Genomic DNA, 15933 nt, shown 5'->3' with positions numbered 1-15933 from the left:
TCAGGAGCGGATCAGGGCGATGAAGAAGCCGAGCAGCACGAGGGTGGCGGCGGCGACGGCGAAGAGGATGAGCAGGTCGCGGCTGGGCTCCTCGGGCTGGGCGGCGACTGATCCGGCCGGCTGAGCGTCGGCGGGCAGGTCGTGGACGACGGCGGCCAACTCGTCGAGGGTGCGCGCGCCGTGGGCCAGCTTGGCGCGCTCGGCGAACTCGTCGAGCGTGAGGCGTCCCGCGCCCGCGTGCCGTTCGAGGTCGGCGACCGTGCGCTCGCGATCTTCGTCGGAAGCCCGGATTTCCACGGCCGCACTCTACCGCCGCCACGCGACCCCCGGAACGGACGAATGCGAAAAGGCGCGCCCCCGGGGGACGCGCCTTTCGGTGCTGCCGTGGATCAGAAGCCGGGGCCGTGCTGGTGGCCGTGGCCGCCGTGGCTGTGGCCGTGGCCGCCCGCGGCGGCGGGCTCAGGCTCGGCCGGCTTGTCGACCACGAGGCTTTCCGTGGTCAGGAGCAGGCCGGCGATCGAGACGGCGTTGGAGACCGCGTTGCGGGTCACCTTGACCGGGTCGATGATGCCGGCCGCGGCCAGGTCGACGTACTCGTCGGTGGCCGCGTTGAGGCCGTGGCCCCAACCCAGCTCGGCGACCTTGCCCACCACGACGTAGCCGTCGTGGCCGGCGTTCTGCGCGATCCAGCGCAGCGGCTCCACCAGCGCCTTGCGGACGATGGTGACGCCGATCGCCTCCTCGCCGGTCAGGCCGAGGTTGCCGTCGAGCTCCGTGGCCACCTGGGCCAGGGCGGCACCGCCGCCGGGGACGGTGCCTTCCTCGACCGCCGCCTTGGTCGCCGCGATGGCGTCCTCGATGCGGTGCTTGCGCTCCTTCATCTCGACCTCGGTCGCGGCTCCGACCTTGATCACCGCGATGCCGCCGGACAGCTTGGCCAGCCGCTCCTGCAGCTTCTCGCGGTCCCAGTCGGAGTCGGAGGCCTCGATCTCCTTGCGGATCTGCGCGACCCGGTCGGTGATCTCGGAGGACTTGCCGCCACCGTCGACGATGGTGGTGTTCTCCTTGTCGACCACGATCCGCCGGGCGGTGCCCAGCATGTCGAGGGTGACCTGGTCGAGCTTGTAACCGAGCTCGGGGGCGATCAGCTCGCCACCGGTGGCGATCGCCAGGTCCTGCAGCATCGCCTTGCGCCGGTCGCCGAAGCCGGGCGCCTTGACGGCGGCGACCTTCAGCGTCTTGCGCAGCGAGTTGACCACCAGCGTGGACAGGGCCTGGCCCTCGACGTCCTCCGCGATGATCAGCAGCGGCTTGCCGTCCTGCAGAACCTTTTCCAGCAGCGGGAGCATTTCCTCGATGCTGGAGATCTTCTGCGTCGTGATCAGGATGTGCGCGTCCTCCAGGACGGCCTCCTGCGACTCGGCGTCGGTCACGAAGTTCGGCGAGATGAAGCCCTTGTCGAACTGCAGACCCTCGGTGACGTCGAGCTCGGTCGCCATGGCCGAGCCCTCCTCGACGGTGATGACACCGTCACGGCCGACCCGGTCCATCGCCTCGGCGATCAGCTCGCCGATCGTGGCGTCCTGGGCCGAGATGGTGGCCACGTTCGCGATCGCCTTGTGGTCGGCGACCTCAACCGCCTTGGCCAGCAGCGCCTTCGACACGGTCTCGGCGGCCTGGTCCATGCCGCGCTTGAGGCCGATCGGGTTGGCGCCCGCGGTCACGTTGCGCAAACCCTCGCGCACGAGCGCCTGGGCGAGCACCGTTGCGGTCGTGGTCCCGTCGCCGGCGACGTCGTTGGTCTTGGTCGCCACCTCCTTGACCAGTTGCGCGCCGAGGTTCTCGTACGGGTCGGTGAGCTCGATCTCCTTGGCGATGGTGACGCCGTCGTTGGTGATCGTGGGCGCGCCGAACTTCTTGTCCAGGACGACGTTGCGGCCACGCGGGCCGAGGGTGACCTTGACCGTGTCGGCGAGCGAGTTGACGCCGTGCTCGAGCAGGTGGCGGGCGTCGTCAGAGAAGCTGAGAATCTTCGCCATATGTGGTCCCTTCACGCACCAACGCCCTGGCCCGTCAACAACGAGCCAGGGCGGTCAGCACTGTCAGTAGGTCACTTCTCGATGACCGCGAGGACGTCGCGGGCGGAGAGCACCAGGTACTCCTCGCCGGCGTACTTGACCTCGGTGCCGCCGTACTTCGAGTAAAGAACCGTCTCGCCGACCTGGACGTCAACCGGGATGCGGTTGCCCTTGTCGTCGATGCGGCCGGGGCCGACAGCGAGGACGGTGCCCTCCTGCGGCTTCTCCTTGGCGGTGTCGGGGATCACGATGCCCGACGCCGTGGTCGTCTCAGCCTCGTTCGCCTGGACCACGATGCGGTCCTCGAGCGGCTTGATCGCAACCTTGGTCGCGGTAGTCACGGGCATACCCTCCTGGGTACAGGTTTGCCGACCAGAGAATCTGGCCGGGCTGATGCCTCATGCCACCGGGCGGGGCCGTCGTCGCGGGTGCCGGTCCGCCTGGTGCCAAGCCGCGGGCCCGGATGGGCTCGCGGCTGGCACCCTCATGTTGAGAGTGCTAATCGGAGATTAGGCCGGAACTAGCACTCCGTCAACCAGAGTGCTAGGTGAAGTCGGGCCGTGGACAATGCCCGGGTGACTGCCGAGCCGACCACCTCGTTGCGTACGCCCGAAGGGGTGAACGCCCTGGCCATGGCGAGCGAGATCGCCGCCGGGGACCCGCTCGCCGCCGCCTCGGCGCTGCGCTCGCGCGGGGTGCCGCCCGCCCTGGCCGCCGCGGCGCTGACGCAGGTCGATCTGCGCCGCAGGGCGGCCGCGAAATTCGGCCCGGACGCGGAGTTGATGTTCTTCACCCGGGCGGGTCTGGAGCAGGCGACCCGGTCGGTCGTGTCGCGGCGGCGGGCGGCCCGGCTGGCCGCGGCCGGGGTGCGGACCCTGGCCGATCTCGGCTGCGGGCTCGGTTCCGACGCGATCGCCGCCGCCCGCGCCGGGATCGAGGTGTACGCGGTCGATGCCGACCCGGTCACCGCCGAGACCGCTGCGGCCAACGTGGCCGCCCTGGGGCTCGACCAGATGATCAAGGTCGAGTGTGCCGACGCCACCACGGTCGCGGTGGAGGGGTACGACGCGGTCTTCGCGGATCCGGCCCGCCGCCGGGCCGGTCGTGGCCGGGTGTTCGACCCCCGGTCCTATTCGCCGCCGTGGGACTTCGTCGCCGGGCTGCCCGAGCGGGTGCCGCGGACGGTGCTCAAGCTGGCTCCGGGGATCGACCACGAGCTGCTGCCGCCCGGAGCCGAGGGGGAGTGGGTGAGCGTCGGGGGCGATCTGGTCGAGGCCGCGTTCTGGTGCGGCCCGCTGGCCGAGGCCCCCCGCCGCGCGACGCTGCTGCCCGCGAAGGGCGAGCCGGGTCGGGGCGCGGGCGAAAAGAGCGGTGAGCGGAACAGCGCGCCCGGGGAGGGTACGGACGAAAAGAGCGGGTACGGCGTACGGGGGGAGGGTGCGGAGCGGGAAGACGCGGGCGGGGGAGCCGAGCTGACCGGCAGCGGGACACGCAAGGCGCCCGTCGGGCCCGTCGGGGCGTATCTCTACGACCCCGATCCGGCCGTGGTGCGGTCGCACCTGGTGGCCGAGTTCGCCGAGATCGTGAACGGCCGCCTGGCCGACCCCGACATCGCGTACGTCTACACCGACGAGCCGCACGTGACCCCGTACGGGCGGAGGTTGGAGGTCACGGATGTGCTGGGCTTCTCGCTGAAGCGGGTGCGCGCGCTGCTGCGGGAGCGTGGCGTGGGACGGCTGGAGATCCGTAAGCGCGGCTCGGCCCTGGAACCGGAGCAACTGCGTCGCGATCTGCGCCTCTCCGGCCCGGAATCGGCCTCGATGGTGCTGACCCGGGTAATGGGCGCGCCGACTGTGCTCCTGTGCCGGTAGCCTGCGCGCCATGGCTAAGAAGGCCGCGGCCGGCACCCCGGCCACCGCGCTGCTCACCGCACAGAGGGTCGAGCACACCCTGCACCCGTACGAGGTCTCGCCCGACTCGCCGAACTACGGCGCGCTCGTGGCCGAGGCTCTCGGGGTCGGGGCCGAGCGGGTCTTCAAGACGCTGATCGCCGAGGTCGACGGCGGCCTCGTGGTGGGCGTCGTGCCGGTGACCGGCGACCTGGATCTCAAGGCGCTCGCGCACGCCGCCGGGGGCAAACGGGCAAACCTGGCCGATCGCGCCGCCGCCGAGCGCAGCAGTGGCTACGTACGCGGGGGGATCAGTCCGCTCGGGCAGCGCCGGAAACTGCCCACGGTGGTCGACGACTCGGCGCTCGATCTCGACCGGATGTACGTCTCGGCCGGACGCCGTGGTTTTCAGGTGGCCTTGGCGCCGGGTGATCTCATCCGCCTCACGGAAGCGGTTACGGCGACAATCCGGACATAAGCCCCGGCGATCGCGAGCCGTTACGACAACGTTACGCGCGTGGGGGATCTTTATCTCTAGAACGGGGCGATTCGGGCAGCGACCTGACTTAGCGTCACATCGTGAGTCATGTCAGCGATCGATGGAGAGCGCTTGGTGGGCCGTTGCCAGGGCCGTACGCCTTCTATCACTGCCGTGTTGCCGGATTGTTATGCCGGGTTACGAGATCGGCTGGCGGCACGGCTTGTGTATCCGGCCGCAACAGGAATACGTTGCCGGGCACAACAAACTAGCTCCTGATCACTTTGATCATTCGGCGTCTCGGGGAGCGACACTCCCGCAGCGCACACCATCGAATCCGATGAAGGCCCGGATTTACCCGAAAGGACTACTAGGAATGCGTAAGGGAATGTTCGCCCTTGCCGCGGTCAGCCTCCTGGCGACCGGCAGCATCGCCGCCTGTGGCGACGACAGTGGCAGCGACTCCGGCAGCTCGGGCGGCGGCAGCACCGCCGCCGGCAAGGTCGGCATCATCCTGCCCGACACCAAGAGCTCGCAGCGCTGGGGCACCGACGACCCGAAGTTCCTGAAGGCGGCGTTCGACGCGGCCGGCGTTCCGGTCGAGATTCAGAACGCGCAGGGCGACAAGACGCAGTTCCAGACCATCGCCGACGGCATGATCTCGAGCGGCGTCGCGGTCCTCATGATCGTCAACCTCGACTCCGGCACCGGTAAGGCCGTCCTCGAGAAGGCCAAGAAGGCCGGTATCGCGACGATCGACTACGACCGTCTGACCCTGAGCGGCGGCGCCGACTACTACGTGTCCTTCGACAACGTGAAGGTCGGCAAGCTGCAGGGCGAGGGCCTGGTCAAGTGCCTCGAGGACAAGAAGTACGTCAAGCCGGTCGTGGCCGAGCTCAACGGCTCGCCGACCGACAACAACGCCACCCTGTTCGCCGAGGGTTACGACGGCGTGCTTGACCCCAAGTACGCCGACGGCACCTTCCAGAAGGGCCCGAACCAGGACGTTCCGGACTGGGACAACGCGCAGGCCGCCACGATCTTCGAGCAGATGCTGACGTCGAACAAGAACATCAAGGGCGTTCTCGCGGCGAACGACGGCCTCGGCAACGCGGCCATCACCGTGCTGAAGAAGAACAAGCTGAACGGCCAGGTCCCGGTGACCGGCCAGGACGCCACCGTTCAGGGCCTGCAGAACATCCTCGCCGGCGACCAGTGCATGACGGTCTACAAGGCGATCAAGAAGGAGGCGGACGCGGCCGCCGAGCTCGCGGTTGCCCTGGCCAAGAAGCAGAAGCCGACCACGGCCACCGGCACCACCAAGGACCCGGAGTCGGGCGCCGACGTCCCCTCGGTGCTGCTCGACCCGCAGTCGATCACCAAGGAGACCGTCAAGGACGTCATCGCCGACGGCTTCGTGACCAAGGACGCGGTCTGCACCGCCGACTTCGCCAAGTTCTGCACGGAGGCGGGAATCAGCTGAGAATCCTCAACTGATCACGGGCTGGACCCGAACTGACGACGGCGTCGCCCACCTCCCCGTACGGGGACGGGGGCGGCGCCGGAGTTGGGTTTCCCCCCAATCCGCCGCCCACGGCCGTGCCGCGGGCGGCAACCCGGTCACTTAGCGAAGGAGAACCACCGTGGCCGCGACACCCCTCTTGGAGCTGAACGGGATCAACAAGGCCTTCGGCCCCGTTCAGGTCCTGCACGACGTCAGCTTGAGCGTTTATCCCGGTGAAGTCACCGCCCTCGTGGGCGACAACGGCGCCGGCAAGTCGACGATGGTCAAGTGCATCAGTGGCATCTACCAGATCGACTCCGGCACGGTGACCTTCGAAGGTAACCAGGTCGCGATCCACGCCCCCAGCGATGCCTCCGCCCTGGGCATCGAGGTCGTCTACCAGGACCTCGCGCTCTGCGACAACCTGGACGTCGTCCAGAACATGTTCCTCGGCCGCGAGAAGAAGCGCGGCATCGTGCTTGACGAGCCGACCATGGAACAGATGGCCGGCGACGCCCTCGCCAGCCTCTCGGTGCGCACCTTGAAGTCGCTGCGGCAGCTTGTCGCCAGCCTTTCCGGTGGGCAGCGACAGACCGTGGCGATCGCCAAGGCCGTGCTGTGGAACTCGAAGGTGGTCATCCTCGACGAGCCGACCGCCGCCCTCGGTGTGGCCCAGACCGCCCAGGTCCTCGAGCTCGTCCGCCGCCTGGCCGACAACGGTCTCGGCGTCGTGCTCATCTCGCACAACATGAACGACGTGTTCGCGGTCTCCGACCGCATCGCGGCGCTCTACCTCGGCCGGATGGCGGCCCAGGTCAAGACCACCGACGTGACCCACTCCCAGGTGGTCGAGCTCATCACCGGCGGCCGCAGCGGCAACATCGGCCTGCCTCCCGAGAAGCCGGCTGACTTCGGCGGGGACGTCGTCGACATCACGCCGGGAGGCGACAAGTGACCACCACGACCACTACGGCCGGCGGCGTCAAGGTCGTCAAGCCGACCGTCACCAGCTACATCAACGACTACTGGGGCCGGGTCCGCGGCGGTGACCTCGGTGGCCTGCCGGCCATCCTCGGCCTCGTCGTGCTGAGCCTGATCTTCGGCGTCGCCCGGGACACGTTCTTCAGCGGGCTCAACTTCGCGAACCTGTTCAACCAGGGCGCCATCTACATCTTCATCGCGATGGGCCTGGTCTTCGTCCTGCTGCTGGGCGAGATCGACCTGTCCGCGGGTTACACCTCGGGCGTGTGCGGCGCCGTCGTCGCCATCCTGCTGACCAACCACGGCTGGGACTGGTACACCGCCATCCCGGTGGCCCTGCTCACGGGCATCGTGATCGGCTTCGGGCTGGGCTTCCTGGTGGCGAAGATCGGCATCCCGTCGTTCGTCGTCACGCTGGCCGCGTTCCTCGGTTTCCAGGGCGTCCTGCTGGTGCTGCTCGGCGGCGGCACGAACATCTCGACGCGCAACGAGTTCTTCAACTCGCTCAACAACGACAACCTTTCGGTGTCGTGGAGCTGGATCCTGACGATCGTCGCGATCCTCGGCTACGCGGCCGCGCAGTTCAGCCGCGTCCGCAGCCGGGCCGCGCGCGGCCTGGTCACCGACCCGATGGGCATCGTGCTGATGCGCATCGGCGGCCTGGCCGTGCTGCTGATCGTGGCGACGGCGATCCTGACCCAGGAGCGCGCGATCAACCCGGCGATCAACTCGCTCAAGGGTGTGCCGATCGTCGTCCCGATCATCGGGTTCTTCCTGGTGCTGTGGACGTTCGTGCTCGGCCGCACCAGCTACGGCCGGCACATCTACGCGGTCGGCGGCAACACCGAGGCGGCCCGCCGCGCCGGCATCCCGGTCGACCGGATCCGCATCTCGGTCTTCGTGATCGGCTCGTTCATGGCCTCGATCGGCGGTCTCATGGCCGTCAGCCGGGCCAGCTCGGTCGACCCGAACACCGGTGGCAGCAACGTGCTGCTGTACTCGGTGGGCGCGGCCGTCATCGGCGGCACCAGCCTCTTCGGCGGCAAGGGCAAGGTCATCAACGCCGTCGTCGGTGGCGCGGTGATCGCTGTCATCGACAACGGCATGGGTCTGCTCGGCTTCAGCTCCGGTCAGAAGTTCATCTTCACCGGCGTCATCCTGCTGATCGCCGCTAGCGTCGACGCCCTGGCCCGGCGTAGAGCGGCCGCAACCGGCAACCGATGAACGACATCCACCTGGTTCCGGGGACGGCACGCTGATGCGGGCCGGCCCCAGCCAGGAGGAGGTCCGCCGGCACAACCTCGGGACACTGCTGCGTTACGTGCACGTGCACGGCGCCACCTCCCGGGCGGAACTCGCCAGCCGGCTCGGCCTGAACCGAAGCACCATCGGGGCCCTGACCGCCGACCTGACCACCGCTGGACTGGTCACCGAAGCGGCACCACGCGAAACCGGCCGGGCCGGGCGACCGTCACTGGTTGTCCGGCCCGAGTCGTCCCGCGTGTACGCGTACGCGCTCAGCATCGAGGTGGACCGTCTGCGGGCGGCCCGCGTCGGGCTGGGCGGGCGGATCCTGGACCGCCGGGAGACCTCGAGGCCGCGCGGCATGCAGGTGCTCGACGCGGTGCAGCCGCTGGCGAAGTTCGTCCGCGAGATGCGTGCGGACGTGCCCGAGGACACGCGCTGCGTCGGCACCGGCGTGGCCGTCGCGGGCCTGGTGCGCCGCACCGACGGCGTGGTGCGCCTGGCCCCCACCATCGGCTGGGTCGAGGAACCGGTCGGTGCGGCCCTCCGCGGCGAGCTCGGTGAACTCGGCGAACTCACCCTGGGCAACCACGCCGACGTGTCGGCCCTGGTCGAACACAGCCGGGGCGCCGCCGCCGGCTGCGACAACGTCATCTACCTGTACGGCGACGTCGGGGTGGGCGCCGGCATCATCGCCGACGGCCGGCGCGTCGCCGGGCACGGCGGGTACGGCGGCGAGGTCGGGCACATGGTCGTCAACCCGTACGGCCGGGAGTGCAGTTGCGGCTCGCGCGGCTGCTGGGAGACCGAGATCGGCGAGTACGCGCTGCTCAAGCACGCCGGGCGGGCCGAGCGGAGCGGTCGCGAGGCGGTGCTGGAGGTCGTCGACGCGGCCATGCGCGGCGACAGCCAGGCCCAGTTCGCCGTGCGCCAGGTCGGCGAGTGGATCGGCTTCGGCGTCGGCAACCTGGTCAACATCTTCAACCCGGAGGCGGTGATCTTCGGCGGCACCCTGCGCGACGTGTACCTGGTGGCCGCGGCGCAGATTCGCAGCCGCCTGAACGCGATCGCCCTGCCGGCCTGCCGCGAGCACATCCGCCTGCGCACCCCGGAGCTGGGCAACAACGCGGCCCTGATCGGGGCGGCCGAGCTCGCCTTCGAGCGCCTCCTCGAAGACCCTTTGATCACCTGATTTCGCCGTACGGGGTTCCGCCCGCCCTCATGTGCACACGGGGTCGTTCCGCCGCTGCGGAACGGCCCCGGCCACCGACGGCGGCATGGGGCTTCGCCAATGATCAACATCATCTATGCTGCCTGCCGTGAATGCGCAGGCGTCGGTGACGTTCAACGAGACGACCGCCTATCCCCCGTACGCGGCGGCGCGGGAACGGGTGGCCGCACGGGACTGGGGCGGTGCGCGTCAGGTGGTCGACGGCCTGCCGCCGGCCGGGCGGACGTACGCGTTGCGGTTCGCCGGCGAGCTGGACGGGTGCGAGGACTTCCTGCGTGAGGTGGTCGACCGTGACCCAGCCGATTCGGCCGCTGCAGCCGCCCTCGCGTACCGGCTCATCGACATCGGCTGGGAGATCCGTACGGGACATCGGGCCGAGCACGTCAGCAGCAAACAGTTCGCGAGTTTCCGGGAGTGGCTGTGCCGGGCCGAGGCGGTGCTGATCGACGCGGTGGCCCGCAGCCCGCGTGACCCCGCTCTCTGGACGGCCCGCCTGATGACGGCCCGTGGACTCGAGCTGGGGCTGGCCGAGGTGCGCCGCCGTTACGACAAGGTTGCCGCGCTCGACCCGCACCATCTGCCCGCTCAGTGGCAGCTGCTGCAGTCGCTCTGCCCCAAGTGGAGCGGCAGCTGGGAGCTGCTGCACCCGTTCGCCCGGGAGGCGATGCTGGCCGCCCCACCCGGTTCCGTGCAGGGCTCGCTGGTGGCCGAGGCGCACATCGAGCACTGGTTCGATCTGCCCCAGGGTTCCGATACCGCCTACCTCAACAGTCCCGCGGTGCGCCAGGAGCTGCGGGAGGCCGCCGAGCGTTCGGTGCTGCACCCCGATTTCGGCCGCGTCCACGGCTGGGTGGTGGCGGTCAGCGCGTTCGCCTTCGTCTTCAGCCTCACCGGCGACCGCCGCCACGCGGCCCGGCTCTTCACCCTGCTGGGCGACTTCGCCGCCGAACACCCGTGGCACTACCTGCCCGGCGACCCGGCCGAGCACTTCGAGCGGCACCGTCGCCGCATGCTCGGGGGAGGAGCGCAATGATCAAGCAGTTCGAGGTGGACGGGGTCCCGGCGCTGCTCTCGCCGACCAGCGGCCCGGCGCACGCGGGGCTGGCCTTCCGGGTCGGGTTCGCCGACGAGCCGCTGTACCGGCGCGGCATCACCCACCTGGTGGAGCATCTCGCGCTGCATTCCACCGGCGGCGCCGACTACCACTACAACGGCGCGACCGGGGTCGAGCACACGTACTTCCACATGCAGGGCTCGGGCGACGAGATCGCCGACTTCCTCACGGGGGTCTGCGCCTCGCTGCGCGACCTGCCCCTGCACCGGCTCGGCATCGAGAAGGACCTGTTGCGCGCGGAGGAGAACGGGCGCAACCGCCGGCCGGCCGATCAGATGCCGATGTGGCGGCACGGCGCGACCGGTTACGGCACCCCCAGCTATCCCGAGTGGGGGCTGCCCGCGATCACGGAGGACGACCTGCGCGCCTGGGTGGCCCGGTTCTTCACCCGCGAGAACGCCGTGCTCTGGGTGGTCGGCGACGACGTGCCGGCCGGGCTGCGGCTCGACCTGCCCAGCGGCGTCCGCCGGCCGTCGCCCGAGCTGACCTCGACGTTGCCGGTCACCCCGGCCTGGTTCGCGGGCGGGCACGGGTCGCTCGTCTGGGACGCCCTGGTGCCCCGGGCCGCGCGTACGTCGGTCTTCGCCGGGGTGCTCGAGCGGGCCATGTTCCGCGAACTGCGGCAGGAAGGCGGGCTCTCCTACACCGTGCACGCAGGCTACGACCTCGTCGGCGCCGATCAGGCGTTGGTCACCGCGGTCGCCGACGCGGCGTCCGGGAAGCACGGCGCGGTGCTCGGCGGCTTCGTCGACGTGCTGAACGCGCTGCGGGTGGGCCGGGTCGACGAGGCCGACGTGGCCAGCGTGATCAAGAAGCAGGCCGAGGCGATCACGCACGCCGAGGAGCACGGCGGACGCCTGCCGGGTCAGGCCCTGGGGCTGTTGTCGGGCCGCCCGGTGCGCGAGGCCGAGGACATGCTCACCGAACTGCGCGAGGTCGCCGCGGCCGAGGTGGCCGCGACCGCCGCCGAGGCGTGTGGAACGGGCCTGCTCATGACGCCGCGGGTGCGGGGCGATTGGACCGGTGCGGCAGAGGCCCCGACCGAGTCCGGCAGCGTGGCCGAGGGCGTCGAGTACGGGACGCAGGACAACCGGGCCGAGCGGTTGATCATCGGCGCCGAGGGGATCAGCCACGTCTCGGAGCACGGTCGCGCGACCGTGCGCTGGGCCGATTGCGCCATCGTGCTGGCCTGGCCCGACGGCGGCCGCCGGTTCATCGGGAACGACGGCATCGGGGTCTCGTTCGAACCCACCCTGCTGACCGACGGCCCCGCCGCCCGGCGCCGGCTCGAACCGCTGATTCCTGACGCCGTCCGGGTCGAGCAGCCGGCCCGCGACTCCGAACGGATTCCTCAGCCGGAGCCCGCGGGGGTGGCCACGGTTCAGGCGGCCGCGAGTGGCGAGCGGTCATGGACCTACCTCAAGCTGATCTTCCAGGTTCCGTTGACGCTTGTCGCGGTGGGTATCGCGGTGCTGCTGGCGATGGCGCCGACCGAAGGCGGCGCCGACCTCGCCGTTACCGTCGGCACCGTGGTGACCCTCGCCGCGCTCGCCGTGTACGGCGGCATCACCGTCTACCGCAACGTCGCCCGGATCCGCTGAAGTTCTTTCGATTTCCTCACGTCAGGGCCTCGGCCGTCGTCGTTCGCGCGCGCCCGGAGCACGATGAGAGGCGTGAAGCTTTCCGTACGTGGGGGCCTGGCCGGTGTGGCGGCGGCCGCGGTGGCCGTGGGTGTGGCCGAAGTGGTGGCGGTGCTTACCGGGCCGCTCTCGGCACCGCTGATCGCCGTCGGTGGCGTGGTGGTCGACAACGTGCCGGGGCCGGTAAAGGATTTCGGCGTACGGGTGTTCGGCGTGCACGACAAGACGGCGCTGATCGTGGGGACGTCGGTGCTGCTCGCGGCGTACGCATACGGCGTCGGAGTGGTGGCGCTGCGGTCGTGGCGGCTGGCCGTGGGCGGGATTGCGCTGTTCGCGGCGGTCGGTGTGGCGGCGGCGGTGACCCGGCACGACGCGGGGGTGTTCGCCTGGCTGCCCACGGTGGCAGGGGCGGCCCTCGCCGTGTGGACCTTGCGGCTGCTGCTGACCCGAGCGGCCGAGGAGCAGGGGGCCGGTCAGGACGCGTACGGGGAAGGCCGTCGGGGTTTTCTCAAGGGGCTGGGCATCGCGGCCGGCGTGGCGGCTGTCCCCGGGCTCGCCGGACGCTGGCTGACCTCACGGCAGGCGGTGAACGCGGCCCGTGGCGAGGTGGTGCTGCCCGCGGCCCGTCAGACCGCGCCGCCCCTGCCCGCGGGGGTGCAGGTGCCGGGGGTGACGCCGTACGTCTCGCCCAACAGGGACTTCTATCGGATCGACACCGCGCTCATCCCGCCGCGTGTCGACCCCGCGACCTGGGAACTGCGGATCCACGGCATGGTCCGCAACCCGTTCACGATCACCTGGGAACAGCTGCTGCAACGCCCGATGATCGAGCGCTACGTGACGCTGGCCTGCGTCTCGAACGAGGTCGGCGGCGACCTGATCGGCAACGCGCTCTGGCTGGGCGCCCCGATCCGCGAGCTGCTGGAGGAGGCGGGGCCGCTGCCGGGGGCCGACCAGGTGGTGCAGCGCTCGATCGACGGCTGGACCTGCGGAAGCCCGACCGCGGCGCTCATGGACGGGCGGGATGCGCTGCTCGCGGTCGGCATGAACGGTGAGCCGCTGCCGGTCGCCCACGGTTTCCCCGTACGCATGGTCGTGCCGGGATTGTATGGCTATGTCAGCGCCTGCAAGTGGATCACGGAGATCGAGCTGACGCGGTTCTCCGACTTCGACGCCTACTGGGTGCCGCGGGGCTGGTCGGCGCAGGGGCCGATCAAGACCGAGTCGCGGATCGACACGCCGCGCGACGGTGGCAGACGTCCGGCGGGCACGGTCGTCGTGGGCGGCGTGGCGTGGGCCCAGCACCGCGGGATCACCAAGGTCGAAGTTCAGGTGGACGGCGGGGCCTGGTCCGAGGCGAGCCTGGCCGACACCGTCTCCAGCGACACCTGGCGCCAGTGGAGCTGGTCGTGGCCGGCGACTGCGGGCGAGCACACACTCCGGGTACGCGCGACCGACGGCGCGGGGGCCGTGCAGACCAGCACGCCGGCCCCGCCCGCGCCCGACGGGGCGTCGGGATGGCATCAGATCAGCGTCACCGTCGAGTGAACGTGCCGGTTGCTTGAAGGCCGCACCAGTGGTCCGTCGTTCGTGCGCAAGTCGCTCATACGGTGGCTTGCATGTCCACCAATGCGGTTGAAGAAGAGCCGTCTGACAACGTTGCCCGGCCCCCGACAGGGGACCGGATCGTCACGGTGATGCCGGGCCGGCGGCGTCAGGCCGCCGGCGCCTGCCGCTGTGCGGGAACGGCGGACTTGTGGGGCCGGCCCAGCCGGGCCTCGAGACGAGCAAGGTCGACACGTCCGTGATGACGGTCGGCGAGGTCCTCCCAGCCGACGGCGAGCAGCCGCAGCCGCTCCGCTTCGCTGAAACCTCCCCAGACCCCGTACGGCTCCCGGACGGCGAGGGCGTGCGCGGCGCATTCGGCCCGAACCGGGCACGCGCCGCAGACGCTCTTGGCCTTGGCCTCGCGGCGGTTGCGGGACGAACCGCGCTCGCCGTCCGGGTGGAAGAACTGCGCACTGTCCCGGCCCCGGCACAAGCCCAGTCGCTGCCAGTCCCACAGGTCGGCGATGGGCCCGGGCAGTCTGCGTACGTTCGACATGAAAAACCCTCCTCCCGCGCGGCACCGCGGAGTGTCGTCATGAGGGCCCTTGCTCAGGCCTGCCGCGGTGTTACCCCGGTGATCCCCGGCTCACACGCAACATGTCGATGTCTTCTGAGGCCGCATGACATCGGGCAACCAACTGATACCGATCTTTCCCATTTTTTCCATCTAAAGCGCGTAATGCTGCGGCCCTCGCGTGATCTCCTCTGAGAGAGAAGGAGGATCACTGTGCGTACCGTCCTCGTGTGCGTCCGTACCCCGCTGGCGGCCCAGACCGTCGCGTCCACCGCGGCCCGGCTCGGCATGACCGGCGTCGTCCGGACAGCGGTCAGCGAGACCGAGGCCATGATCCGCCTGGCTGAACGGCCGGCTGAAGTGGTCCTGGCTGACACCGCCGTAACTCGTCCCGACAGCGTCGGCTTCACCCGGCGTGTGCTCGCCCGTGCGCCGCAGGCGCAGGTGGTGCTCTTCGGCGCCGAAGACCCCCGGGTGGCCGCGGCGGCCGTCGCTGCCGGCGCCCGTGGTGTCATCCGCGGCGTCGAGCACGACCTGGTCAGCGTCGTGGCCAAGGCGCTGCTCCTGCTGCTGCTCCCGGTGCGCCCGCAGGGCATGCCGATCAACGGAGCGAATGCCCAGCCGGCCGCGGTGGCCGGCGGTGCCCGCAACAACAACTCGACCGCGGCCCGCGCCGCCTATCAGAACGGCCTCGCCATGGGGGCGCCGAACGCCGCCGCGGTGCCGGCCGTGCTCGGACCGAACGCTCCGATGGTGCCGTCGCAGCGTGGCGACGCCCCGATCGACCCGGCGACCGGCCGGCCGATGGTGGCCTGGCCCGGGAACGAGTCCCAGGTCGGGGTGGCCGACCCGGCGCCCGCCGGGCGGCGGCTCACGCTCACCGAGCGCGAGCTGCAGGTGCTGCGGGGGATGGCCGACGGCAAGAGCAACGCCGAGATCGGCCGGGAGCTCTTCGTCTCGGAGGACACCGTCAAGACCCACGCCCGGCGGCTCTTCCGGAAGCTCGGGGCCCGTGACCGCGCCCACGCGGTCGCGGCCGGCTTCCGGGCCGGGCTGGTTGCGTAACGCCTGACCCCCGGCGGCCGCCGCCGGTGAGTTGGCACTCGGTTTTTCGACGCCCGCGGGGTTTGCGGGTGGCGGAAAACCGACTGCCAACTCACCGGCCTCTCAAGGCGGTCGCCCGCGGAGCGAAGCGGAGCCAGCAGCTCAGCCCCTTTTTTATTCCTTTTCGTCCTCGTTGCCCTCGGTCAGCGTGTCGTGGACGCCGTCGGCGTAGCCCCGCGCGTACTCCCACGTGACGTAGTGATCGGGATCCGGGTCGTAGGCCGGCTCGTGCACCCGGGGACGCCCGCTGCTGAGCAGATGCCGCAGATTGCCGCGGAGCAGATCCCAGTCGAAATAGTGCGGCTCGTGGCAGTCCTCACACTCGATGACGAGGCCGCGGATGCCGGTCGGGCTCAGAAGCGCCTGATAGATCTCCAGGTCGGAGAGATCCTCGAGGACATCCTGCCGTTCGGCGTCGGTCAGCGGCTCGGCCTCGGCGTCTTCGCTGAGGTCGTCGAGGCCGGCGGCCGGGTCGGTGGGGTCGCCGTTGAACGGGTCGATCGGCTCTTCTTGCACCCCCTTACCGTACTCACCCCGGGCGGATGTG

The 15933-nt window shown here is 70.3% G+C and carries 15 protein-coding genes; 10 read left to right on the top strand and 5 right to left on the bottom strand.

Features of this window, described 5'->3' with window-relative positions:
* The 3 genes from C8E87_RS11970 to groES all read right to left on the bottom strand — a co-directional run bounded on the left by C8E87_RS11970 (position 1) and on the right by groES (position 2419).
* Positions 1 to 297 (bottom strand): DUF1707 SHOCT-like domain-containing protein, encoded by a 297-nt coding sequence (locus C8E87_RS11970; protein ID WP_133873170.1) that lies wholly within the window; start codon positions 295 to 297, stop codon positions 1 to 3.
* A 92-nt stretch (positions 298 to 389) separates the two neighbouring features.
* Positions 390 to 2039: a chaperonin GroEL gene (gene groL, locus C8E87_RS11965; protein ID WP_133873169.1), complete on the bottom strand. Its 1650-nt coding sequence runs from the start codon at positions 2037 to 2039 to the stop codon at positions 390 to 392.
* Positions 2040 to 2110: 71 nt separating this feature from the next.
* Positions 2111 to 2419, bottom strand: a complete 309-nt coding sequence (groES, locus tag C8E87_RS11960; RefSeq protein WP_498368237.1) for a co-chaperone GroES — start codon at positions 2417 to 2419, stop codon at positions 2111 to 2113.
* A gap of 234 nt (positions 2420 to 2653) precedes the next feature.
* On the opposite strand from groES, the gene C8E87_RS11955 reads away from it, so the two are divergent.
* The 9 genes from C8E87_RS11955 to C8E87_RS11915 all read left to right on the top strand — a co-directional run bounded on the left by C8E87_RS11955 (position 2654) and on the right by C8E87_RS11915 (position 13708).
* Entirely contained in the window at positions 2654 to 3949 is a 1296-nt protein-coding gene (locus tag C8E87_RS11955; protein ID WP_498368238.1) for a class I SAM-dependent methyltransferase, read from the top strand.
* Between the two features lie 10 nt (positions 3950 to 3959).
* Positions 3960 to 4445 carry a Cys-tRNA(Pro) deacylase gene (gene ybaK, locus C8E87_RS11950; protein WP_133873168.1) on the top strand — a complete coding sequence of 162 codons (486 nt, stop codon included), beginning with the start codon at positions 3960 to 3962 and terminating at the stop codon, positions 4443 to 4445.
* A gap of 376 nt (positions 4446 to 4821) precedes the next feature.
* Positions 4822 to 5928 (top strand): sugar ABC transporter substrate-binding protein, encoded by a 1107-nt coding sequence (locus tag C8E87_RS11945; RefSeq protein ID WP_133876775.1) that lies wholly within the window; start codon positions 4822 to 4824, stop codon positions 5926 to 5928.
* Positions 5929 to 6088: 160 nt separating this feature from the next.
* A complete protein-coding gene (locus tag C8E87_RS11940; RefSeq protein ID WP_133873167.1) occupies positions 6089 to 6904 on the top strand; it encodes an ATP-binding cassette domain-containing protein in 816 nt (271 codons plus the stop codon).
* On the top strand, positions 6901 to 8154 hold the full coding sequence (locus C8E87_RS11935) for a sugar ABC transporter permease (RefSeq protein WP_133873166.1): 1254 nt from the start codon (positions 6901 to 6903) through the stop codon (positions 8152 to 8154). Before C8E87_RS11940 ends, C8E87_RS11935 begins: the two co-directional genes overlap by 4 nt.
* Before the next feature lie 34 nt (positions 8155 to 8188).
* Positions 8189 to 9367, top strand: a complete 1179-nt coding sequence (locus C8E87_RS11930; protein ID WP_133873165.1) for an ROK family transcriptional regulator — start codon at positions 8189 to 8191, stop codon at positions 9365 to 9367.
* Positions 9368 to 9494: 127 nt separating this feature from the next.
* Positions 9495 to 10439 carry a hypothetical protein gene (locus tag C8E87_RS11925; protein ID WP_239079940.1) on the top strand — a complete coding sequence of 315 codons (945 nt, stop codon included), beginning with the start codon at positions 9495 to 9497 and terminating at the stop codon, positions 10437 to 10439.
* Positions 10436 to 12121: a M16 family metallopeptidase gene (locus C8E87_RS11920; RefSeq protein ID WP_133873163.1), complete on the top strand. Its 1686-nt coding sequence runs from the start codon at positions 10436 to 10438 to the stop codon at positions 12119 to 12121. The genes C8E87_RS11925 and C8E87_RS11920 overlap by 4 nt, the downstream gene beginning before the upstream one ends.
* 72 nt (positions 12122 to 12193) lie before the next feature.
* A complete protein-coding gene (locus C8E87_RS11915) occupies positions 12194 to 13708 on the top strand; it encodes a molybdopterin-dependent oxidoreductase (RefSeq protein WP_438866048.1) in 1515 nt (504 codons plus the stop codon).
* A gap of 166 nt (positions 13709 to 13874) precedes the next feature.
* Here the strand turns inward: C8E87_RS11915 and C8E87_RS11910 are convergent, their stop codons facing one another.
* On the bottom strand, positions 13875 to 14264 hold the full coding sequence (locus C8E87_RS11910; RefSeq protein WP_133873161.1) for a WhiB family transcriptional regulator: 390 nt from the start codon (positions 14262 to 14264) through the stop codon (positions 13875 to 13877).
* A gap of 231 nt (positions 14265 to 14495) precedes the next feature.
* On the opposite strand from C8E87_RS11910, the gene C8E87_RS11905 reads away from it, so the two are divergent.
* Entirely contained in the window at positions 14496 to 15347 is an 852-nt protein-coding gene (locus C8E87_RS11905; RefSeq protein ID WP_133873160.1) for a response regulator transcription factor, read from the top strand.
* 153 nt (positions 15348 to 15500) lie between these two features.
* On the opposite strand, the gene C8E87_RS11900 is transcribed toward C8E87_RS11905, so the two are convergent.
* Positions 15501 to 15902, bottom strand: coding sequence for a DUF5319 domain-containing protein (locus tag C8E87_RS11900; RefSeq protein ID WP_133873159.1), 402 nt, complete (start codon positions 15900 to 15902; stop codon positions 15501 to 15503).
* Between the last annotated feature and the right edge of the window lie 31 nt (positions 15903 to 15933).

It is taken from the genome of Paractinoplanes brasiliensis (assembly GCF_004362215.1).
Taxonomy (GTDB): domain Bacteria; phylum Actinomycetota; class Actinomycetes; order Mycobacteriales; family Micromonosporaceae; genus Actinoplanes; species Actinoplanes brasiliensis.
This window is presented reverse-complemented; position numbering and strand designations above follow the sequence as displayed.

Excerpts from the sequence above, each read along its gene's own strand:
- C8E87_RS11910 (WP_133873161.1), bottom strand. The coding sequence starts at position 14,264 with ATGTCGAACGTACGCAGACTGCCCGGGCCCATCGCCGACCTGTGGGAC.
- C8E87_RS11945 (WP_133876775.1), top strand. The coding sequence starts at position 4,822 with ATGCGTAAGGGAATGTTCGCCCTTGCCGCGGTCAGCCTCCTGGCGACC.
- ybaK (WP_133873168.1), top strand. The coding sequence starts at position 3,960 with ATGGCTAAGAAGGCCGCGGCCGGCACCCCGGCCACCGCGCTGCTCACC.
- groL (WP_133873169.1), bottom strand. The coding sequence starts at position 2,039 with ATGGCGAAGATTCTCAGCTTCTCTGACGACGCCCGCCACCTGCTCGAG.
- C8E87_RS11930 (WP_133873165.1), top strand. The coding sequence starts at position 8,189 with ATGCGGGCCGGCCCCAGCCAGGAGGAGGTCCGCCGGCACAACCTCGGG.
- C8E87_RS11920 (WP_133873163.1), top strand. The coding sequence starts at position 10,436 with ATGATCAAGCAGTTCGAGGTGGACGGGGTCCCGGCGCTGCTCTCGCCG.